At 68.3% G+C, this 22,132-nt stretch carries 18 protein-coding genes and 2 pseudogenes; 8 read left to right on the forward strand and 12 right to left on the reverse strand.

Features of this window, described 5'->3' with window-relative positions; translation table 11 throughout:
• Positions 1-25: 25 nt before the first annotated feature.
• Complete coding sequence (locus NBT81_RS08475) at positions 26-673, reverse strand: GNAT family N-acetyltransferase (RefSeq protein WP_338742446.1); 648 nt, start codon at positions 671-673, stop codon at positions 26-28.
• A gap of 57 nt (positions 674-730) precedes the next feature.
• Here NBT81_RS08475 and NBT81_RS08480 point away from each other — a divergent pair, with 57 nt between their 5' ends.
• Both NBT81_RS08480 and NBT81_RS08485 read left to right on the forward strand, forming a co-directional pair.
• A complete protein-coding gene (locus NBT81_RS08480; RefSeq protein ID WP_338742448.1) occupies positions 731-1,327 on the forward strand; it encodes a class I SAM-dependent methyltransferase in 597 nt (198 codons plus the stop codon).
• A gap of 22 nt (positions 1,328-1,349) precedes the next feature.
• Positions 1,350-1,769 (forward strand): DUF3054 domain-containing protein, encoded by a 420-nt coding sequence (locus NBT81_RS08485; protein ID WP_338742449.1) that lies wholly within the window; start codon positions 1,350-1,352, stop codon positions 1,767-1,769.
• On the opposite strand, the gene NBT81_RS08490 is transcribed toward NBT81_RS08485, so the two are convergent.
• Entirely contained in the window at positions 1,756-3,054 is a 1,299-nt protein-coding gene (locus NBT81_RS08490) for an MFS transporter (RefSeq protein ID WP_425498761.1), read from the reverse strand. The genes NBT81_RS08485 and NBT81_RS08490 overlap by 14 nt on opposite strands.
• A 195-nt stretch (positions 3,055-3,249) precedes the next feature.
• Between NBT81_RS08490 and NBT81_RS08495 the strand changes: the two genes are divergently transcribed.
• A complete protein-coding gene (locus tag NBT81_RS08495) occupies positions 3,250-3,477 on the forward strand; it encodes a hypothetical protein (protein ID WP_338742450.1) in 228 nt (75 codons plus the stop codon).
• A gap of 43 nt (positions 3,478-3,520) precedes the next feature.
• Entirely contained in the window at positions 3,521-4,522 is a 1,002-nt protein-coding gene (locus NBT81_RS08500; RefSeq protein ID WP_338742451.1) for an ornithine cyclodeaminase family protein, read from the forward strand.
• Between the two features lies 1 nt (position 4,523).
• Here NBT81_RS08500 and NBT81_RS08505 read toward each other — a convergent pair whose 3' ends face one another.
• The 5 genes and pseudogenes from NBT81_RS08505 to NBT81_RS08525 form a co-directional block, all read right to left on the reverse strand.
• Positions 4,524-4,691 (reverse strand): hypothetical protein, encoded by a 168-nt coding sequence (locus NBT81_RS08505; protein WP_338742452.1) that lies wholly within the window; start codon positions 4,689-4,691, stop codon positions 4,524-4,526.
• Between the two features lie 2 nt (positions 4,692-4,693).
• Complete coding sequence (locus tag NBT81_RS08510; protein ID WP_338742453.1) at positions 4,694-5,761, reverse strand: mRNA surveillance protein pelota; 1,068 nt, start codon at positions 5,759-5,761, stop codon at positions 4,694-4,696.
• Between the two features lie 66 nt (positions 5,762-5,827).
• Positions 5,828-7,930, reverse strand: a complete 2,103-nt coding sequence (gene rqcH, locus NBT81_RS08515; RefSeq protein ID WP_338742455.1) for a ribosome rescue protein RqcH — start codon at positions 7,928-7,930, stop codon at positions 5,828-5,830.
• 81 nt (positions 7,931-8,011) lie between these two features.
• On the reverse strand, positions 8,012-10,294 hold the full coding sequence (locus NBT81_RS08520; RefSeq protein ID WP_338742457.1) for a nitric-oxide reductase large subunit: 2,283 nt from the start codon (positions 10,292-10,294) through the stop codon (positions 8,012-8,014).
• 136 nt (positions 10,295-10,430) lie between these two features.
• Positions 10,431-11,435 (reverse strand): annotated as a pseudogene (locus NBT81_RS08525) (RNA-guided endonuclease InsQ/TnpB family protein); the annotation flags it as partial.
• A 106-nt stretch (positions 11,436-11,541) separates the two neighbouring features.
• Here NBT81_RS08525 and NBT81_RS08530 point away from each other — a divergent pair.
• Positions 11,542-12,732 carry an ISH3 family transposase gene (locus NBT81_RS08530; RefSeq protein ID WP_338737857.1) on the forward strand — a complete coding sequence of 397 codons (1,191 nt, stop codon included), beginning with the start codon at positions 11,542-11,544 and terminating at the stop codon, positions 12,730-12,732.
• Between the two features lie 213 nt (positions 12,733-12,945).
• On the opposite strand, the pseudogene NBT81_RS08535 reads toward NBT81_RS08530, so the two are convergent.
• Positions 12,946-13,203: pseudogene (locus NBT81_RS08535) on the reverse strand (helix-turn-helix domain-containing protein); the annotation flags it as partial.
• A 319-nt stretch (positions 13,204-13,522) separates the two neighbouring features.
• Here NBT81_RS08535 and NBT81_RS08540 point away from each other — a divergent pair.
• From NBT81_RS08540 to NBT81_RS08550, 3 genes are read left to right on the forward strand one after another with little or no spacing between them, the layout of a single operon-like run.
• Positions 13,523-15,238, forward strand: coding sequence for a MutS-related protein (locus tag NBT81_RS08540; RefSeq protein ID WP_338742460.1), 1,716 nt, complete (start codon positions 13,523-13,525; stop codon positions 15,236-15,238).
• Between the two features lie 43 nt (positions 15,239-15,281).
• Positions 15,282-16,634 carry a CRTAC1 family protein gene (locus tag NBT81_RS08545; protein ID WP_338742461.1) on the forward strand — a complete coding sequence of 451 codons (1,353 nt, stop codon included), beginning with the start codon at positions 15,282-15,284 and terminating at the stop codon, positions 16,632-16,634.
• Positions 16,635-16,692: 58 nt separating this feature from the next.
• Entirely contained in the window at positions 16,693-16,890 is a 198-nt protein-coding gene (locus tag NBT81_RS08550) for a DUF7576 family protein (protein ID WP_338742462.1), read from the forward strand.
• Between the two features lie 40 nt (positions 16,891-16,930).
• Here NBT81_RS08550 and NBT81_RS08555 read toward each other — a convergent pair whose 3' ends face one another.
• The 4 genes from NBT81_RS08555 to NBT81_RS08570 are packed head-to-tail and all read right to left on the reverse strand — an operon-like array spanning position 16,931 to position 22,087.
• Positions 16,931-19,312, reverse strand: a complete 2,382-nt coding sequence (locus tag NBT81_RS08555) for an ATP-dependent DNA helicase (RefSeq protein ID WP_338742463.1) — start codon at positions 19,310-19,312, stop codon at positions 16,931-16,933.
• A 42-nt stretch (positions 19,313-19,354) separates the two neighbouring features.
• Positions 19,355-19,741, reverse strand: coding sequence for a DUF5658 family protein (locus NBT81_RS08560; RefSeq protein WP_338737540.1), 387 nt, complete (start codon positions 19,739-19,741; stop codon positions 19,355-19,357).
• 31 nt (positions 19,742-19,772) lie between these two features.
• Positions 19,773-21,476 (reverse strand): S8 family serine peptidase, encoded by a 1,704-nt coding sequence (locus NBT81_RS08565; RefSeq protein ID WP_338737542.1) that lies wholly within the window; start codon positions 21,474-21,476, stop codon positions 19,773-19,775.
• 5 nt (positions 21,477-21,481) lie between these two features.
• Positions 21,482-22,087, reverse strand: coding sequence for a winged helix-turn-helix domain-containing protein (locus NBT81_RS08570; protein ID WP_338737544.1), 606 nt, complete (start codon positions 22,085-22,087; stop codon positions 21,482-21,484).
• Positions 22,088-22,132 lie beyond the last annotated feature (45 nt).

Raw genomic sequence — 22,132 nt, forward strand, 5'->3', positions numbered from 1 at the left:
CCCCTCTGTACGGCGGCGTTCGATTTCAACGTCCGGGTTCGTCGCCGGGCGGGTCGACGACGGGCGGAGGGCCGGCGGCCCGCGCCTCGTCCAGTCGAGCGAGCGTCTCGTCGTCCAAGTCGCGCTCGCGGTAGCGGGCCAGGCCGTCTCGGTAGCCGTCGACGTCACGGGACGCGGGCCGGGGGGCGGGTCGCTCACAGACGAGTTCCGCCAGCCCCGTCTCCGTGCCGGTGAACGCGAACCCGGCGCGGTAGGCGGCGCGGTAGGCGGCGGGGTTGTTGACGGCGATGCGGACGCGGTCGTACCCCCGTTCGTCGGCGCGGGCGGCGACGAAGGCGAGGAGTCGGGAGCCGAGTCCCTCGCCGCGGCGGTCGGTCCGGACGGTGACGTAGCGGACACACAGGCGGCCGGGATCGGTGCGGTCGGCGCTGAACGACGCGGCCGCGAGGACGTCGTCGTAGTCGGTGTCGACGGCCGCCTTCGGGATGGGGTCCGAACCGGTGGAGTCCCCGTCGGCGTCGCGGGTGTCGCCTCCGTTCCGGTCGGCCGTCGCCGCTCGCACGACCGCCTTCCCGGTCGATCCGACGACGAACTTCCCGGCGTAGGCGAACCGTCGGTAGTCGAGGCGGAGCGTGGGTGCGTCGGGCGGCCAGCCGAGCAGGGCGAACCCCATGCGCGACCCAAGAGGTCGGCCCCGAAACCTTTGGCGCTCGGCCGCCCACGTCCACCCATGCACGGTCCCGGTGACGTGCGGTTCTTCGACGGTGTCGCGGCGCTCTACGACCGCTTCGCGCCCGCGACCGATCCGGAGCCGATCTGGACCGGTCTCGCCCGCGCCGATCGGCCGGTCGACCGGGTCGTCGACCTCGCGGGTGGGACCGGGCGGGCCGCACGCGCGGTGACGGCCGCCGCCGACTCGTCGCCCTCGGCCGTCGTCGTCGACGCCTCGGACGCCATGCTCCGGCGCGCCGCCGACCGCGGGACGCCGGCGATCCGCGGGGACGCCGGCCGCCTCCCGCTCCGGGACGGCTCCGTGGACGCCGTCGTCGTCCTCGACGCGCTCCACCACCTGCCTGCGCCCGGAGCCGCGCTGTCCGAAGCCGGCCGGGTTCTGCGGCCCGGGGGCGTGGTCGTGATTCGGGAGTTCGACCCCGACACGCTCCGCGGACGGGTGCTGGCGGCCAGCGAGCGCGCGATGGGCTTCGATTCCACGTTCCGCGGGCCGGACGCGACGGCCGACGCCGTCGCCGCCGCCGGGTTGGACGCGACGGTCCTCGACCGCGGCTTCGCCTTCACGGTCCTCGGAACGAAGCGAGGGAGCCATTAAGGGGCCGTCCGAACGCGGGCATATGGCAAACGCAGTCGCTGACTTCTTCGACCGTCGGCTGGACGGCCGGGCCGTCCCGATGGCGGTGGGTGACCTGCTCGTCATCGCCGCGCTGTTCGGCGCGGGGACCGTCTACCACAACGGAGTGGCCTTCGTCGCCTCGAACCCCGGCTACCTCGCCGGTACCATCGGTCCGTTCCTCGTGGGGTGGATCGTCGCCGCCCCCCTGCTCGGCGCGTACGCGCCCGGCGCGGCCGAGTCGTCGAAGGCAGCCGTCCCGCTGGCGATCCGGTCGTGGCTCCTCGCCGACGCCATCGCGATGGGGCTTCGGGCGACGCCGTTCGTCCGTGGCGGGGTCCAGTTGTCGTTCGTCCTCGTCTCGCTGGGTGTCGGCATCGTCGGCCTGGCACTCTGGCGGACGCTCCTGTTCAAACTTCGGTAGCGCGCGCGCCGTCCGGACCCCGGACGAGGAAGAGCGTCAGGCCGACCCCGCCGACCGCGATGGCGGCGAGGACGGCAAACAGCGCGTCGGCGTCGGCGTACGTGAGGACGGCACCCGCGATGGCCCCGCCGGCCGCACCGATCCCGAACACGCCGAGATACGTGTAGCCGTACGAGAGCCCACGCGTCCCGGCGGGGGTGTAGTCGGCGACGGTCGCCTGGTACATCGGCTGGGCGGCGAACAGCGTGATCCCCAACAACGCCCCGACGACGAACAGCGGACCGAGTCCCGCGTCGGCGACCGAGAGGAACGTCGCGGCGAGAACTGCGAGCGCCGTGAAGACGGCCACGAGACCGTACTCCGGCCGGAGACGGTCGGTGAGTTTGCCGCCGGCATACTGGCCGACGACGCCGACGAGCAAGAGTCCGGCGTAGAAGTATCGCTCGGGGTTGAGGGTGCGGTCGCCGCCGGCCACGACTCCCGGCAGGAGCGCCGAGAGTGGGATCGGCTCGAAGCCCGGGAGGTCGGCAAGGAGGTTCGGGAGGAACGTTAGCACACCGCGGTAGTAGAGCCCGGAACACATCACGACCGCGAAGACGACGACGAACGCACCGGCGAACAGGGTCCGTGACGCCGACCGGAACTCGGCGAGGGAGGCGACGCCGGTGTCGCCGCGAGCGTCGGCGTCGGCGTCGGCGGCAGCCGTCTCGTCGAACTCGGCACGGACGGCGTACACCCCGGCGAGGACGGCGGGGACCGCCAGCGCCGCGGCCACGGTCGACCAGCCGAGAACGAGCAACAGGAGTGCGGTCGCGAGCGGCCCGAACCCGATCCCGAGGTTACCGGCGATACCGTGGTACGCGAATCCGGTGCCGCGCTCCTCGACGCCGTTGCTGATGAGCGTCAGCCCCGCCGGGTGGTAGACGCTCGCCGCCGCCCCCCACACCAACAGGGCGAGCGTCACGGTCACCAGTCCCGGAGCGACGGCGAGGAGGAGGAACGATCCACTCATGCCGAACAGACAGGCACCGATGAGCGGTCGCGACCCGACACGGTCGGCGAGTACCCCGCCGGGGAGTGCACCGAGGCCGAACAGCCCGTACCCCGCGGTGACGATCAGGCCGAGCGTCGCCCCCGTGACGCCCACCTCCAGCCCGACCAGTCGAATCACGTCGAACTCGACCAGCCAGATCGAGACGAAGATCGGGATCGACAGCTCGTAGGTGTGGACCAACCCGTGTGCCAGCATCGTCAGGCCGACGATGGACCGGTCGTTCCCGTTCACACCCGCACGACGCCGTCGTGGGGCCTTAATTCCTGTCAAATAATATTAAAAATATAATGACAGTCGGTTGGGGTCCGTGGTCGATAGTGAGTCATAAGTTATAGACTGGTTTCGAGTACAATATTTAGAAACTCTACCGTGGCTACACGAAAATATTATATCGCCACGAAGTATAACAGGGAAATAGAGCCAACCATGACCGGATACTACGACTACGTCCTCGGAGCGATTCCCGGAGGGCTCGTCGGAGTCACCGCCCTCCTCGTCGTCGCCGGTGTGGACCTCTCGGTCGCGATGCCGGTCGGGGCCACCGTGGCGGCCCTCGTCGCCGGCCACGCGGTGTTCGTCAACGGTCCGGTGAAGGGGGACGCCGGAGCGACGACGGGGTCGACGCCGGACGGCTCCCCGGTGAACGCCGACTGAGACGGTGCAATAGTATAACTGCCCGCCGCCCGCAGTCGGAGACATGACGGACACGCTGTTCCTGACGAGCGAGGACGTGGCGGGGCTGGCGACGCCGGCGGAGTACGTCGACGCCGTCCGCGAGGGGTACCGTCAGCGCGGCGAGGGCGCGCCCGCCGAGCCACGGACGGCGCTCTACAACGAGGAGCCGCCGGGCCTGTTCACCTCGTATACGGCCGTCCTCCCCGACGACGGGGTGATGGGCGGGTACGTGTACAGCGCGGGGTTCGGCGAGGGCGACGCGTGGTTCGTGGCGCCGCTGTACGACGCCGAGTCGGGCGAGCCGCTCGCACTCGTGGACGGCGCGAGCATGAACCCGTTCAAGACGGGGGCGACCGGCGCCGTCGGCGTCGACGCCCTCGCCCGGCCGGACGCGTCGGCCGTCGCCGTCGTCGGGTCGGGCGCACAGGCCCGCGGCCAACTCCGGGCCGTCGCGGCGGTTCGGGACGTGGAGACGGTCTGGGTGTACTCGCCGACGAAAGACCACCGCGAGTCCTTCGCGGGCGAGATGGACCGCCGCCTCGACGCCAGCGTCGCCGCCGTCTCCTCGTCCGACGCCGCCGTGGAGGGAGCGGACGTCGTCGTCACGGCGACGAACGCCTCGGAGCCGGTGTTCGACGGCGACCTGCTCGACCCCGGCACGCACGTGACGGCCATGGGACAGTACCACCCCGAGAAGCGTGAACTCGACGACACGACCGTCGCCCGGTCGACGTACGTGATCGACCTCCGGGGGCGACTCGAACGGGACGCGGGGTCGTTCATACACGCCGTCGACTCGGGGGCGGTCGACGCCGACCACTGCCACGCCGAACTCGGCGAGGTGGTCGCCGGCGAGGCGCCGGGACGAACCGACGACGACGAGATCACCGTCTTCGACAGCGGCGGGACGGGCATCGAGACGGTCGCCGCCGCCGCGATGCTCTACGAGCGGGCTCGGGAGGCCGGGCTGGGCGAGTCCATCGCGTTCGCGCCCGCGAGCGAGGCGCTGACCGGCCGGGAGTGAATCACCGCAGGAGGACCCCGCCGGCGACGACACAGCACACTGCGGCCCCGACGACCGGGAGCGACGCGCCGACGACGACGACGCCCGTCGCCGTCCCGACCGCCGCGGTGAGAAAGAGGACGGTGGCGACGGCGAGCAACGTCTGCCCGGCGAGGCGGGTCGGTCGCACGCTCACTCCAGTCGGTAGCGCAACAGGGCAGCGATCCCGCCCAGATTCTTCAGGCGCTGTCCGGGTTCGAACTCGCCGGAGAAGACGACCACGTCGCCGCCCTGTCGCTCGACGGAGGTGACGACCTCGTCGGCGTCGACGTCCCAGTCGCCCCGCCCCTGGCGCTCCTCGCGGAGGCGGTCGTCGAGCACCAAGAGCGTCTCGACGGCACCGTACTCGGCGGCCTCGGCCACCGCCTCGATACCGTAGGTGGCCTTCTCGCCCGTCGCTATCTCCTCGGTCAGGTCGTCGATGAGTTCTGCCTCCCGTGCGATGCGCGTCTCGGTCTGGACCTCGTCGAGTGCCCCCCGCTTGAGCACCTCGTGGACACCCCGGTCGCCGACGCCGGACGTGTCGACGGTGGTGGTCTTCTCGGCGACATCGGCGTAATCGTCTTCGAGGTGATCTAGGGCGTCCCCTTTGGTGAAACCCGGCCCGGCGAGGATCACCGCGTCGGGGTCGAGGTGGGCGAGCGCCTCGCCCAGTTCGGCGAACAGTTCGGATCGGGGACGGGCGTACTCCCCCTTCCCCGTCGGGCGGGTGAAGGAGGCGTACTCCTCGGTGCCGTACTGGGCGACGGTGTGGACGTGGGCCTCCCCCTCCTCGACGGTGGCGATGGCCACGTCGGGGTTCTCGGCCGCGGCCTCGGCCTCCTCGATGCGCGCCATCTGATCCGGCTTGAAGTGTTTGATCACCGTCAGTTCGTCGTGTTCCTCGACGTTGAGAGTGTGGTGGTGGCCGAGTTGGTCCTCGCGGGAACAGCCGACGATGACGCCGCTCACGCGCAGGCGGTTGGCGAAGCGGGCGAACTCCACCTCCTCCACCTCCAGGGTGACGTGGAGGTGTTCGCGCTCCCCCCCGGTGTCGCGCATCTTGTCGTCGTCGCGCTGGATCCGGCGGCTCGTGTCCCCCTCAACGTCGTCGCCGGGTTCCAGGACGTACGAGAGGTGCCAGAGGTCGTCGACGTTCTCCGGGACGACCGTCAGCCGAGTGCGTCCCTCCTCGCCGCGACCACGGCTCTGGATTCGCATACGCCCACCTCGCCGTCCAGCGACTCATGCCTTGCCATTCCGCGTGGATCGACGGGACCGGTCGCGTCAGTCGTCGACGATGTCGCTTCGGCCGGCCGGCAGGAACTCCTGAATCCGGTCCGGACTCGCCACCTTGCGGACGAACGAGTCGTCCGCGAACCGCTCCTTGAACCGGCGGTAACACCGCTTCGCGGCGTCGTTCTGTGCGAACTTGCCGGGTTCGAGGCGGAGGGAGGCGGCCGCGCGGGGTTCGACGGCGCTCGCCGGGCCGCCGATCACCCGCGTCTCCGGTTCGCACTGGATACCGACGGCGACGCTCGCGCTCACGTCCCGGAAGTAGGTCCGGTCACCGCGGATGACGAACCCCCCTTTCTCGATGTACTCGCCGCTCTCGGGCGTCTTCGACACCTGATCGGGGTCGACCATGTACGCGTCGCCGGCGAAGCGGCCGTCCTTCCAGACCGACGAGTAGGAGACGGCGAACTGCGCCGCTTCGCGGAGGCTCGAGTCGGGGAACTCGACCTCGCGGGCGGACTCGCTCGGCCCAGTCGCCTTCAGCAGCGTCACTGGGCCGCCGTGGGCCTGCGCGTGGAAGAAGCGGTCGTTGCTCTCCATGTACTTCTTGACTATGGCCTCGTTCTCGTCGGCGTTCCGGCCGCCGATGACGAGAAAGCCGTCGCTCGTGTGGAACCAGCGGAACTCCTCGTACCACTGCTCGGGCTGTTTGATCGGGACCGACGACCGCGAGAGCCAGTCGACGTCCTCGAACGCGTCGTCCGCGTCGTCGTCGTCGTCGTCGGCCTCGTCGTCGGCCTCCCACTCGTCGCGGCGGCGCTCGACCGCCGCCAGTTCCTCGCGGGTGTTCTCGATGGCTTCGAGTGCGCCCTCCTTCTTGCCCTCGATGCGTTTCGCCTCGGTGTAGAGGCGATCCGCGTTCTTCTCGACGCCCGTCGAGGGGTCGACCGTGACGCGGGTCCCGTCGAGGTCTATCGTCACGGTCCCCTCCGCGGCGTCGACGTCGACGACGGCCTCGGCGGCCGGGATGCCCCGGTCGGCCCCCTCCGCAAGCGTCCCCTCGATGTCGTCCCAGGGGACGCTCTCCTCGCGAGCGGCCCGGACGGTCGAGATGACCTCGTCGACCAGGTCGTAGTTGGCGTACAGCGCCTCGGCGCGGTCGCGTTCGGCCTGGGCCTGCTCCTCGAACCCCTCGATGGCGCTCTCCTGCTGTTCGATGATGCGCTGCTGTTTGGCTATTTCGGCCTCGAAGTCCGGCCGGTCGGTCCCCGTCGTCTCCTCCTCCGGGTCGCGCTGCAGTCGGTGGAAGTAGTCGTCGAGGGCGGCGTTGAACGAGTCGAATCCGTCCGCGGACAGGTCGGCGCGCTCCTCCAAGGGGAACGGCGTCACGTCGACGACGCGGTCGTCCGCTACGTACACCCGCGGGTCGAAGTCGCCCGCCTCCAGACGGTCGGCGATCCGACCGATAGCGTCGTAGAGCGCCTCGTACTCGTCCTCGCCGGCGTCGGCGATGTCGAGCGTCTTCTCGACGCCCGCGCGAGTGCACACCTCCTCGCCGTAGAGGCCGCCGAAGTTGAGTTGGGTCGCGAGGGTCCGCACCACGTCGGTGTCCGACTCGTCCATCCGGCGGACGAAGGCGTCGTAGCCGATGCTCAGGGGGTGAACCCGGGAGTCGGGGAAGCCGTACTGCGACCCGGGGGCGACGGTCCTCGATTTCAGGCGAACCGTCTCCAGACTCCGGACCACCTCGCCGCTCTCGTCGAGGACGGCGACGTTGCCCTGGCCGAACAGTTCGGCCACGATGGTGGTGTCCTCGTCGTCGCGCTCGAACTCGAACTCAAGGATGCGGTCGAACTCGTACTGGGAGACGCCGGCGAAGTCGGCCCCGGAGAGCCGGTTCCGGAGCATCATCGCGAAGTTGGGCGGGCGTTCGGGCGCGTCGGCCACGCGGTCCGGGTCGGCGACGTGGGCCCGCTTCACGTCACCCACCTCGATCAGCAGTTCGATGCGGCCGCGGTCGAAATCGCGCATCCGGAACCGCAGGAGGTCGTCGTCGTAGAGGTAGACCTTGTCGACTTTCGCCCCCTCGTACCGGCCGAGTTCGGTGACGAGGGCCGCGAGGTCGACGCTGGTCAGTTCCCGCTTCGCGTCCATACCACGTCTTCTGGGGCGGGCGGAAAAGACGTGTCGTTGTGGCGGCGGTGAAATCGCGCCGGACAGCGCGACGCTACCCGCTCAGTCGTCGCTCAACACGCCCTCCGCGACCGCCATGTCGTCGACGTCGGGGTCGTCCTCGGAGGCCCGGAGGACGAACCGTTTCCTGATCAGGTCGGCGGCGTAGATGGCCGTCCCGAGGATGATGAGCGTGTCACCCGGGAGCCGCGCCCAGAACAGGCTCTGGACGATCGGTTGGTTGTAGAAGGCGAGGCTCCGACCGGCGGCGTAACTCCCGGTGAAGATGGCCTCCAACTGCAGGAAGCCGACCGGGAGGACGGAGACGAACACCATCAGCGCCAGGCCGACGTTCCAACACCAGAACGACGCGCGGAGCCACGACCCGTCCCAGCGCTCCGGCTTGATGGACAGTTGGAGCATGTACGCCACCATCCCGAGCGCGAGGAAGCCGAAGGCGCCGAACATGGCGGCGTGGGCGTGGCCGACGGTGAGGTAGGTGCCGTGCTCGTAGTAGTTGATCAACGGGAGGTTGATGAAGAAGCCGAGGACGCCGGCCCCGACGAAGTTCCAGACCCCGCTGGCGACGATGAACATGAACGGGATCTTGTAGGGGAAGTCGCCGGTCTCGGACATCGCTTGGTACTGCCCCAGCGCCTCGTAGAGGATGAACACCAGCGGGATGAGTTCGAGCGTCGAGAAGACGCTCCCGATGGGCACCCACATGTCGGGCATACCGACCCACCAGTAGTGGTGGGAGACGCCGATGACGCCCGTGCTCATCACCAGCAACGCCTGTAGCATGACCGCCTTCTCGGCGCTCCGGCGCTTCAGCAGGTTCATCGACACCAGCGTCAGGCCGACGATGGCGACGATGAAGAACTCGAAGGCCCCCTCGACCCACATGTGGACGACCCACCAGCGCCAGAACTCCGTGACCGCGATGTTGGTCTCGGGGGTGAACAGGAAGCCCGCGGTAAAGAGGAGGGCGATGGAGCCACCGGCGTAGAGGATCATGTGCGCGAGCCCGTACACCGGTTCGCGGTCGAGCAGGGGTTTCAGCCCCCGGACCGCCAGGACTGCCCACATGCCGAAGCCGGCCAGCAGGCCGAACTGCCAGACCTTACCGACTTCGAGGTACTCCAGCCCCTCGTTGCCGAGGAGCCACCAGAGGTCGCCGAGGTAGCCGTTCGCGCCGAGCCAGATGCCCCCCATACCGCCGACGGTGACCACGACCACCGCGGCCAGCAGGACGTCGATGTACGTCGACTGGTTCTTCGGTTCGTGTCCGGTCAGCAGCGGCGGCAGATACAGGCCCGCCCCGAGCCAAGTGGCGGCGATCCAGAGGATCCCGAGGTCGATGTGCCACGTCTTCGCGATGGAGAACGGAAGTATCTGGAGGATGTGGACGCCGAACACCTCCTCGATGCCGAAGAAGCCGGCCCGCTCGATGTAGAAGTGTGCGAGCAGGCCACCGAGCAACACCTGTGCGAGAAAGAGGCCGGCGGCGACCGGCACGAACCGCAGCGCCGATCGCTGGCTGGGGAAGACGCTCACGTCACCCGGTTCGGGAACGGAAATCCCCTCGGCGGACGGCTCCGGGAGCCGGACCGAGCGGTACAGCCAGATGCCGAAGCCCGCGCCCGCGACCAGCAACACCATGGCGATGACGCTCCAAGTCATCGCGGCGCCGGTCGCGTCGTTACCCGCACCGGGCGCGTACGGCCACTCGTTGGTGTACGAGTGGTCGCCACCCGGCCGGTCGGTGTGGGAGAACCACGCCGTCCACATCGCGAAGTCGGCGAACTGGCGGGCGTCCGCCTCGCTGTCGATCATCCCCTCGGGGATGCCACGCACGTGACTCCCCTCGTGGTAGCGCTCGACGTACTCCTCGCGGACCTGTCCGTGAGCGTACATTTCTGCCGCCGAGTACTCGATGTTACCGCCCGTGTACTCGTCGTCGAGGTCCTCCTTGACGACCTGATCGACCGCCGCCTGCTCACCGGTCGACAGCGAGTCGTAACTCGCCCCGTACCGCTCCTCCGCGTAGTACGTTCGCATGTGCTGGGTCTTCAACTCCAGGGCGTCGGCGGTGTAGTCCTCGCCGTAGTACGCGCCGTTGCCGAGGATCGACCCGTGGTTCATCAGTCCGTGCTTCTGGAACGCCTTCTTGCCGTCCCTGATCTCCTGGTCGGTGACCACCGTCTCGCCGTCGGGACCGACCACCTGGTCGGGTATCGGCGGTGCCTCCTGGTACGCGAACCACGCACCGCCGCCCATGACGACGAGATTGAACACGAACGCCACGGCGATCACTTTCGCGATGGTCTTGCGGGTGAGCTCCATGTCCGGAGCGTCGACCCTCGGATCCTTGAACCGATATCCGATTCTCACCGGGCGGGCGGGCGGTCGAACATGTTCGGGGCATCGGGGGGCGTCGGCCACGTCCGACGGTCGCCGGAAACCAGTGAACTACCCCACCCTACTCAGCCGCTAGCGCGGCTTCCTTGAGGGTGGGGCTTCCTGTTTCCACGACGCGCTGTACATCCACAATATCGGACGATTCCGATGAGGTGAACATAGGGAGCGCAGTCTCCACAGGCGTTGTGCCTTCGGACTGTCCCAGTCCTAGCTTCTCGAAACCGCGAGACAAAATGTTGAGCGCAGCGTTCGCATCTCTATCCGTCTCAAACCCACAAGCAGGACACGAGTGTTCTCGAACCCACAACGGTTTGTCTGACCTGACACCACACGACGCGCATTCTTTGGTCGTGCCTGCTGGGTCAACCTCAACGAAATGCGTGCCTTCGCGCTTGCACTTGTATTCGAGCAGTGTGGTGAACGTATCCCACGCTGCCGAAGCCGTGTTCTGACTGTTGCCAGCCGACTCTAGCATTGGCTTCACATCCAAATCCTCAACAGCCACCAAGTCGTACTCCGTGGCGTAGTAATTAGAGAGTTTATGCAGGAAGTCGTGGCGCTTCCGCCTGACTCGCTGGTGACACTCAGCCACCCTCAACCGTTGTTTCTCCCAGTTGTTTGAGCCCTGCTGTTTTCGCGAGAGCGAGCGTTGTTCACGCTTGAGGCGTTCCCGTTCGTCTTGAAGATCGAGTGAGCCGACAGCACGTCCGTCCGTGTCCTGAGCGTATTTGCGGATACCCACGTCAATTCCGACACAACGGTTAGGATTGTCTGGTTTTGTTGATTCTTCCTTGCCTTCGACAGCGAAGGAAGCGTACCATTCACCAGTCCGCTCTTTCTTGACACACACCTCTTTGACAGTGACATCCTCGAGAATCTCACGGTGAACAGTAATGGGAATGTCTGCGAGTTTCGAGAGTGAAAGGACGGTCTGACCGTTCTTCTTGTCGAACTCAAAGCCAGACTGCACGTATGTGAAGCTCCTGAACTCGCTAGGTGCTTTCCAGTTGAGACTCCCGACGTTGTATCCGTTTTGTTTGAGCTGTGAGAGGGCTTTCACACTGTCGCTAGTTGTCCACTCTGGCTCAAGAGACCAGTTGCTGACACGTAGTGATCAGAATGACGCGACTGAATCAGTCGCCTGATTCAGCCGCCGTCCGGATGGATGCGTGATGAGGCTACCAAAACTCAAACGCATCCTCACAGATCCGGACGAGTACATTTCGAACAGCCAGTTGAAGTCTCTTAGCATGGAGTTGCTTGAGCTGATACCGATGGAAGGAATCGAGGGCTCTGGCCTCGATTCCGAGGAGATCATGGAAGTCGTCTTACGAGCTGCTGTTGACACAACCTCAGTCAACGGCGTCACAACGAATACTGAGGACACGCCAAACCGCGAGCCAGTGATGGACTGGTTGCACACCCTGGAGAAAGAGCCGATGCTCGATGCTGTCAACGATATCCTCGCACTGGTGGCAATGACGGTTCTCGACCGCGGCGGGTCGAGAACCATCTGTCTGGACTTCATGGACAATCCGTTCCACGGTCATCCAGACGACGAGGACGAGTTCAGGAGAATGGAAGCACGGGACGGAACCACGAAGTGTCACCGGTACTGTACTGCGTTCGTCATCGCGCAGGGAAAGCCACTAACACTGGCAGTTGAACCAGTTGATGGCGAGGACAGCAAGGCCGACGCGGTCGAGCGCGTGCTCGCCCGCGTCGAGACATATCCATTCGAGACCGACCAGATCCTCATGGACAGAGACGCCTTCGTCGGGGAGTTAATCGGTGTTCTTCGGGAGACAGCACCGCCAGTCTTTCCGGTCATAACCCGGAAAGACTCGCTCCGGGAGAAACTTGCTGTCACTGCTTCGCATATGACAGAAGAGACGGTCTGTGAAGACAAAGAGTACGAACAGACGTATCCGCTGGCAGTGAACGTCACCTACCAGAACGGTGATCGTGGAAAATCAGGGCTCAAACAAACGGGCTACGCGGCGTACGGTCTGGAAGACCGCACGCCGCAGCAAGTGGCGCAGGTCTACAACCATCGGTCACGGATCGAGAAGAGCTATGAGAAGTTCCGCGAAGCGCGTGCTTTGACAACGACGCCATCGACGATAATTCGGCTCTTCTACGTGGGTGTCGGGTTCCTGTTGGAGCAGTTGTGGCTCGTGTTGCAATGGGCAGTGCTCGCCCGGCCACGGCGTGGCGGGCGAGCACTCCCGACAGATTTCACGTTCAGTGATGGGTTTCTCCACGGGATCGAGCAGGTGTTAGACGATGAGCTCGGCTGGAAGCAAAAGCATCGGACAAACAGTGAAGGGTTACCACCAGGATACGAGCACGGACTCGGCTGAGCCGCCTCGCTTCGGCTGAAGCGAGGCTGGCGAACAGCGACAGCTATCTTTTGACGGTCGTCGAAATAACTGCCACAGCGGACAACAGCCAAGTATTTGATATTTTTCTAACTCGGTGCAGCGTCAGGAGTGGAATTCGTCTCGTTTCGGCCTTCTTATCGTGTTAAACCGGACTCTTGCCACCGGCGCTATCGATAGAGTGGACAACTAGCGACTGTCTTCGATACGCATGACAGCGGCTTGTGTGACCGTGGCGTACAGGTCGTTGAGGTCAGTCCACCAGTCTTTGAGGTCGGGCAACTGGTCACGGACTTGGCGCACTCGCTGCTTGAGGGTCCCTGCTGATTCAGAGATTTGGTCGAACTCGTTGAGGGCGTGGTTATACAGTTGCCGACAGGTATCACGGTAGTAGTCCAGTATCTCTCGCTGGGCTTCTGTTGGGTGCAGTCGATACCTGTAGGCGTAGTGCATTGTTACTGATTTCTCTTCTCAATTAGTTCGTCTAGTTTCTCTTGGACGAACGAAGAGAGATTCAAGTGGTTCTCCTGAATCCACTCTTCTTGGTCTTCGCGGATAGAGATTGTTTTGCGCTTTGCCACGCTATACTTTACGTAACTTATGCAATTGAACGTTGTGGTTTCAAGTTGGCCTGTGGGACTGCACAGAAGAGTGTGAGATAGATGATGACGGCGCTGTATCCCCGCCCTACTCGCTCGCCTATGGCTCGCTCCTTGAAGACGGGAGCTTAGCGCCTACAAACCACTAAACCCTCCGGGTGACTCCCTCGGGTATGGGACTGGAGGACTACTGGGGCGTGGGGCCGAAGACGAGCGAACGCCTCCGCGACCGGCTGGGCGAGGAGCGGGCGGTCGAGGCCATCGAGTCCGCGGACGTGCGGGCGTTGACCGACGCGGGGATCACGCGTGGGAGAGCGACGCGGATCCTCCGCCGGGCCAACGCCGACGCGGGGATGGACGCCCTCGCGACCCGGGACACGCGCGAGGTGTACGACGACCTGCTGGAACTGGCCGGGAACTACGCCCTCACCGGACACGCCGGCGACCGAATCCGCGTACTGACGCCGCTCACGTCCCGGGAGTCGATCGAGTCGCGCCTCGACGCGGTCGAGGCGGCCCGCGACGCGTGGACGGGGCTGGACGACGAGGGCCGGGCGACGGTCGTCGCGGCGTTCGACGCCTACGACGCCGCCGACGGGACGGAACGCGCCGCCGTCGACGCCGCACTCGCGCTCCGGGAGGCGGGCCTCGACGGGGCGACCTTCGACACCCTCGGGGAGATCGACCCCGATGCGATCTGGGCGGCGGCGACGGCGCTGGGCGACGTGACCGCCGACGGGGTCGCCGAGGGAGCCGACGACCGCCTCGACGACCTCCGGGCCCGCCTCGACGACGCCCGTGATCTGGAGGACTCGGCGTTCGACGTCCTCGACGACGTCCGCGGGGCGGGCGTGCGCGACCTCTCCGATTTCCGGCACGCCTTCGCCGACTACGTGGCGAGCGAGACCCACCTCTCGCGGTCGGCGGTCGAGGAGGCCGCCCCCGAGGACGCCCACGACGCCGCCGACTTCGCGAGCACGACGCTCCGGGCGCTGGTGGACGACCTCGAACGCCGGGTGACCGAACGCGCCGGGGAGGTCGAGGCCGATCTCCGGGCGTCGATCGCCGACGCCCGCGACGACGTGGACCGGGCGGTCGCGGCCGTCGACGACGTGGCGTTCGACCTGTCGCTCGCCCGCTTCGCGGCCGATCACGACCTCATACGCCCGGTCGTCGGCGGCGACGGCCTCGCCGTCGAGGGGGCGTGCAATCCCTTCCTCGCCGACCCCGACCCGGTGAACTACGCGGTCGGCGACCACGACTGCTCGCCGCCGGCGGGCGACCGCGTGGCGGTGCTCACCGGCGCGAACAGCGGCGGGAAGACGACGCTGCTGGAGACCTGCTGTGCGGTCGCCCTGCTGGCCGCGATGGGCCTGCCGGTCCCCGCCGACCGCGCCGAGGTGGGATTTTTCGATTCGATCGTCTTCCACCGCCGCCACGCGAGTTTCAACGCCGGCGTGCTGGAGTCGACGCTGAAGTCGATCGTTCCCCCGCTGACCGACGGCGGTCGGACGCTGATGCTGGTCGACGAGTTCGAGGCGATCACCGAACCCGGCCGCGCCGCCGACCTGCTGAACGGGCTCGTCGAACTCACGGTCGACCGAGGCGCGCTCGGCGTCTACGTCACCCACCTCGCCGACGACCTGAGTCCGCTCCCCGAAAGCGCCCGGATCGACGGCATCTTCGCCGAGGGGTTGACGGCGGAGCTCGACCTCCGGGTGGACTACCAGCCCCGGTTCGGGACGGTCGGCAAGTCGACCCCGGAGTTCATCGTCTCGCGACTCGTCGCGAACGCGGACGACCGCGGGGAGCGAAGCGGATTCGAACGCCTCGCGGCCGCCGTCGGCGAGGAGGCCGTCCAGGCCACCCTCGCGGACGCGTGGGAGTGAAGCGGAGCGTGCGACTCTTAACCCCGCATCGACTGGGGGAGATATGTTCCAGGACCGGTCGGGTGACCTCGCCGACGGCACTTCACTCAGGGGGTACGGAGCGGCCGTCACGCCGGGACCCGACGGGCCGCTGGTCTTCGTCGCCGGCTTCGGCGACGCGAACCGGGTCCTCCGGTGGGACGGCGGCGAACTCGTCGATGCGGCCTGTGGCGTCCTCGCCGACGACGGCCGGCACGCGATCAGTGTCGCGGCGGCCGACTTAGACGCCGACGGGCGCGAGGAGGTGTACGTCCACAACGTCGCCGCCTTCGGTGGCACCTCGGCCGAGGCGGACCTCCTCTTGGACCCCGAACCGAACGACGGTCGGTGGCGCGACCTCTTTTCGGCGCCCGTGAACCGCCGGCGCGAGAACCACCGCGTCGGGCGGTCGGTCGCGGCGATCGACCGCCTCGGCACCGGCCGGTACGGGGTGCTCGTCACCGGCTACGGCTCGCCGGCCCGCTTCTACGAGGTCGGCGACGACGGCGGTGTCACGGACCTCGCGGAGACCGTTGGACTCGACGTGGTCACCGGCGGGCGGTCGGTCGCCGCGGGGCCCATCCTCTCCGATCGGACGGACGTGTTCCTCGGGGCCGAGCGCGGCCCGAACCTCCTGCTCCGGAACGCCGGCGGGACGTTCGTCGACGTGGCCCGGGAGTACGGCGTCGCGGACCCGGAGGAGAACGCCCGCGGAGCGACGCTCGTCGCCCCCGACGGCGCGCGGTCGTTCGACATCGTCTGTGGCAACTGGAAGGGACCGAGCCGGCTGTTCGTCCGCGAGGACGACGCCTTCGACGACGCCGCGCCGTCGGCACTCGCACGCCCGGCACGCGTCCGGACCGTCGTCGTCGCGGACTTCGACAACGACGGTCGACAGGAACTGTTCGTGAACTGTCTGGGCGCTCCCAACCGCCTCCTGACACACGACGGCGAGTGGACCCAGACCGGCATCGGCGACGCCCTCGAACCCGAGGGGATGGGGACCGGGGCCGCCGTCGCCGATATAGACGGCGACGGGACGCTCGAACTCCTCGTCGTCCACGGCGAGGCCGACGCGCAACCGCTCTCGGTCTACAGTGCACCCAACGAGGGCGACTGGCTCCGTGTTCGCCCACTCACGCCCGACGGCGCGCCGGCCCGGGGCGCACGGGTAACCCTGACGACGGACCGGGGACGACAGACCCGCGTCGTCGACCCCGGGAGCGGCTACCTCTGTCAGATGGAACCGGTCGCCCACTTCGGACTCGGCGACGCCGACCCGGAGACCGTCACGGTGTGTTGGCCCGGCGGCCGCGAGCGGACGGTGACGGACCCCGATACCCGGACTACGATACGCTGTTCGCATCCCGGCGGTTGAACTCCCACGGGCCGAGGTAGCGGGATTTAAGATGGGGACTCCGCTACTGACTGGAAGGATGATCGACCCCACGTCCGATATCGGGGAAGACGTCGACGAGAGCACCGCACCGACGTGTCATACGTGTGGAAAGAAGATCGTGATGGAGGCCGACCACCGTATCGTCTCGTGGGTCGAAGACGGATCGGTCGATCATCTCCACTTCTGTGACGACGAGTGTCGAAGCGCCTGGAGCGGTCGCCGTCCCCGTCGCTGACGCGGGGGACGTCCCCGTGTATCGACGGCCGAGGGGGGCCTCACGTCCCGTCGGCGAACCGGTCGAGTCCGTGCGATAGCAGGTCGGGACTGACCGCGCCGAACTCCTCGCGCTCCCACACCGGGAAGTGCTCCCTGACGCCGTCCCAGCGGTCGCGGGCGTAGCGGGCGTCGACGAGGACGCGGACGCCGCGTTCGTCGGGGCCGCGGATGACCCGCCCGACCGCCTGCCTGGCTTTCCTGACTGCTGGCACCGTCAGCGCCGTCTCGAATCCGCTCGCCCCGCCGCCCGGACCGTCAGTGCCGAACGCCCGATCGTACGCGGTCACGACCGCCCGGGTTCGCGGGCGGGTCGTGTCGACGAGCGGAACCCCACACACCACCGCCGCGTGGAGGCGGTCGCCGCGGTAGTCGACCCCCTCGGTGAGCGTCCCCCGGAGACTGGTGACGAGTGTCTTCCCCGCCCCGGCGAAGAAGTCGGCCTTCAGCGCCTCGGTCGCTCCGTCGTCGCTGGACTCGTCGAGCAGGACCGGCGAGTCGAGGCGCTCGTCGAGGCGGCCGGCCATCCACTCCGCCTCCGCGTAGTTGGGCATCCCCACGAGGACGTTTCCGTCGGCCGCGGCCACCTCGGCGACGGCGTCGACGTACACCCGTCGCGTCTCGTTGTCCTCGCCCGGCGATCCGCGGTTCTCGTGGGTGAACGCCGGGGCGTCGACGGCGAAACTCGCTCGGTTCTCCTCGGGAAAGGAGAGGCCGTACGTGCGCTCGACGACCGGCCGGCCGTCGTCGGCGAGGGCGTCGAGTCCCGTCACCGTCCGGAACACGTCGAGAGGTTCGAGCGTCGCGGACATCAACACGCCACCGCCGAAGTCGTCGAGGCGGTCCGCGATGGCGTCGCCGGGGACGCAGTTGTGGATCGACAGGCGGGCGGTGTAGACCCGCCGCCACGAGTCGGCCGGCTCCGTCTCGTTCCAAGTTCGGGAGAGGTCGATCGACCGGAAGTGGTGGGCGTGGTCCGCGCGGTACCACGTCCCCAGCACCCGACCGACCGTCGGTGCCGACCGGTCGCGGTCCGCCTCCTCGAGTTCGTTCAGGACGCGGGCCACGACTGCACCCACCGCCTCGGCACGCACCCACACGTCGTCGCCGTACCGCCCGTCGGCCCACTCGGTGATCCCGTCGGGTGCCGGCGTCTCCGGATCCCGGAGCGGAATCTCGTCGTCGTCCAGCTCCTCGGTCGCCGTCCGCCACGCCGGTCGCTCACGGTCGAGGTGGGCGCGCACCCGCCGATCGAGTTCCTCGCGCAAGTCGCGGACGAACGCCCGCGTCGCTTCCAGTTCGTCGAGGCTCACGTCGGCCTCCTCGAGTTCGCCACGGACGAGGTCGGCGTCCAGCGTGTCGCCGTCGCCGCGCCGGTCCCCGGCCCCCGGTTGTGGGCGGTCACCGTCGGCCAAGTCGACCGCCTGGATCACCCGTGTGAGCTCCGACTCGGCGTCCCGGAGCGTCGCGTCGGCCACCCCGTCGCTCACCAAGTCCCGTACGCGCGGTTCGAGCATGTGTGCCTCGTCGCAGACGACGAACGTCGACTCGTCCAGCAACGCTCCGGTGAACGAGCCCGTCGTTCGGGGGTCGAAGGCGTGGTAGTAGTTGCCGATGACCACCTCGACGTGGGGTAGGAGCGCCCCGAGCATCGAGTGGGGACAGGTGCCGTGGCCGGCCGACAGGCCGACGAGGTCCTCCGTATCGATCAGGCCGCGATCCGCGACGTCGAAGGGGACGGCCTCGACCGGGTCGCCGTCCTCGGGCAAGTCCTCGAGGTACTGGGCGTAGAAGGGACAGAACTCCGTCCCCTCGTACTCGGCGGTGTCTGGCGGGTACGGTGTCGGTTCGCCGGCGGTCTCCAGATACTCGACGGTCGTTCCGGAGCCGGTGTCGAGGAGCCCGGTCTGGGTGCTGCGGGCGTCGTCGGCGAGCGCGGCCGCGGTCGTTGGTCCCTCGCTCCCCGTCAGATTGCGCGTCCGCTCGCGGAGCCCCTCACACCGGTCGTAGACGCTCGCGTCGTCGATCCGGCCGACGCGCTCGCGGCTGTACGGGCAGACGTCGGCCTTGCCGACGAGCGTCAGCGCCGACACCGGTCGCCAGTCCTCGGGCAGGTCGTCGTTGATGGTGCGGACGTCCGCCTCGAACTGCCGGAGTTGCTGTTTGACGCTCGTGAGGACGACCACCCGCTCGAAGGCCGACTCCGGGTCGCGCACCCGGTCGATGCCGGCGGTCAGCGCGAGCATCGTCTTCCCCGTGCCACAGGCCCCTTCGATCACCGCGAACCCGTCGCGTTCGGCCGTCTCGATGGCCGTCTCGATGCCGTCGGCCTGTTCGGGGTATGGCTCGTCGTGGCCGAAGATCGCCCGCCACGATTCTTCCATCCTACCCGGAGGCTGGCGGCGTCCCCGGATAAAAAGCTCGGCTCAGAGCAGGCTCCGACCCAACACGATCACCGCGAGGTTGTTCGCGAACACCGCCAGTCCGACGGCGACGAGGACGCCCAACCACGCCTCGATCAAGAGTGCGAAGTAGCGGTCGGCCGGCGGCGACGTGTGCCGGAGGCGGCCGGTCAGCAGCCGGAAACACCCGGTGACGAGGACGGCCGCGGCGAGGTGGACGACGACCACGACGTTGACGTCGCGGCCCAGCAGCCACCGCATCAGCGGGTTACCCTCCGAGCCCAGCCCGACGACCCGCACCGCCGCGAGCGTCGTCAGGAGGTCGACGACGAGCAACAGGAACAGGGCGACGGCGATCCAGTCCCAGTACTCCTCGATCCGCGCCTCGTCGACCGCTCGGGAGTCAGTCATCGGGGGGACCGTCCCCGAGCGAGTGGCCGCCTCACGACTCCGCACCCCGGTCGCCGGTGTCGTCCCGGTCCGGATCGGGGTCGGGCTCCGGCTCGGGGTTGCGCTCCCGGTCCGGGTCGGTGCCGCCGGTCGATCCGTCGTCGGCGGAGCCGTCCGTGCCGTCGTCCTCGGCCGACTCCGTGTCGGCGGGGCGACCGGCGTCGTCGCGTCCACCGGATCGGGTCGCGTTGCGGACGTCGTCCGTCCCGTCGGTTCGGGTCGTATTCCGGGCGTCGTCGCTCACCTGTTCCGAGGTCCGGGTCGACTCGACGACCGCTCCGGCGGCGTCGGTGCCGTCACGGGCCGTCGCCACCCCGTCCGACTGCGTCGCTCGCTCGCGGCTGTCGGCCGGGGACACGCGCTCGTCCCGGTCGGTCGCGGTGGCGTCCCGCGGGGCCGTCGGATCGCGCGCGGCTTCGACGGCGGCGAGGGCGTCCAGCCGTCCGTCCTCGTCGGCGGCGGTGCGTTCGAGGATCGACTCGACCTCGTCGGGCGAGAGATCGCGCCCGCCGGACTTCATCAGCGCCGCCGTGCCGGCGACGTAGGGGGCGGCGGCGGACGTGCCGGCGAGGGTACCGTCGCTCGTCCTCGCGTCACCGGGCGCGAGGACGTCGACACCGCCGGTCTCGGCGCGCGAACTGTACGGGAGCGGCTCGCCGTCGGCGCTCGCACCGACGGCGACGACCCTGTCGCTCGTCGCCGGGGCGACCATGCTCCCCCGTGCGGTCGTATGTCCGAGTTCGTGCCGGGCGGCGAACACCTGCACCCGCCCGGGTCGCTGGACCGGGTCGTCGGCGTAGACGGCCACGTAGTACCGCCCGCGGGGAACGGCGACGTCGATGCGCTCGACGGTGAGCCCCGGGCCGGTCGCGTCGGCGGTGGACTTCGCGACGACGCGGTCGGGGGCGTCCGGCAGCCGCCGGTAGAGGTAGAGGTCGTAGTCGGCCCCGGAGCGCCAACGCAGGTGGAGGGTGACCCGACCCCGGAGTCGCTCGCCGGCCGCGAGCGGGTTCGCCGCCGTCCCGTCGGCGACGTCGACCCAGCCGTCGGCCGTGGGCGACCCCTCGCCGGCCCAGTGGCGGTTCGCGTAGTTACCGGCCGAGGTGACGAACACCACGCCGCGGTCGGTGGCGCGTGTCGCGGCGGCGGTGATCCGTCGTTCGTCGGCGGCGACGCTCGGGAAGTAGCTCCCCGAGTCGACGATGACGTCGACACCCCGGTCGGTCAGCCAGTCGACGGCGGCGGCGTACTCCGCGGGCGTGGGGGTCCGCCCGACGCCGGCCAGATAGAGGTCCGACGACGGGGCAGTCTCGGCCACCACCTCGGCGACGGCGGTGTCGTGGGCGGTCGCTCCCGGTCGGTCACCGACCTGCCGGCGGGCGGCGACCCGGTCCGAGAGCGCACCGGCGTCGAAGCCGCGACCGACGACACCCACGTCGACGTCGCGGCCGGTGAGACCCTCCGCGTGGACCGCGTCGGCACGAACCGTTCGGAGCGCGTCGGCGGTCGCACCGCCACTCGACGGATGCCGGTTCACCGTCGCGCCGGCGGCCGGGCCGGGGGCGGTCCCGGAACCGGCGTCCGCGACGCTCGCGTCGGGGGCGCGGTCGCCGCCGGGCGCCGGAGCCGGCTGGACCGTCGCGAGGACGACGAGGACGGCGAGAACGACGATCCGGATACGGAGGGCGTTCGACATGGCGTTCAGTCGGCGTAGCGATCCCAGGCAGCGAGGAGGGCGAGGACGAGGAGGCCGCCGGCGAGGAAGGCGACACCGGGCGGGACGAGACCCAGGAGGGGCGCCGACGCCGACCCGACGGCGTCGCCGACGCGGGGCGTCGTCCCGGGGCCGCCGAGGTCGACGACGCCGGTTCCGAACGCACGCTGGACGCCGAACGCGGCGGCGGCGAGAACGACCACCGCGCCGGCCGTCCGGTCCAGCGAATCGAGGAACCGCTCCTTGTCGTCGTCGGAGCCGACACAGACGACCAGCGAGTCCTGGGTCGGTGCGTACACGTTCATCTCGCGCCCCTTCACCGAGTAACGCGTGTCGGCCACCTCGACGAGGTCGGCTTCTTCGAGGTTGCCGAGGTGGTGGCGGACGTTCTGGAGGGAGGTCGACACGGTCTCTGCGAGTTCCGATGCGGTCGCGGGGTGGTCTTCGAGGGCGGTCAGAATCGAGCGGGCGGTCTCGGACGTGATCGAGCCGATGAGCCGCTCCGCGTCGTCGTCCGTCAGGGACAGGACGCGAATCTCGCCGGACTCCTCCGGGGTCACGTCCGACTCCGACCGAGGTAACAACCCTGACATCGGACGGAGCGTTACCTATCCAGCGTCAAAACCCTTCGCCACAAT

The sequence above is a fragment of the Haloplanus sp. CK5-1 genome (assembly GCF_037201915.1).
GTDB lineage: Archaea > Halobacteriota > Halobacteria > Halobacteriales > Haloferacaceae > Haloplanus > Haloplanus salilacus.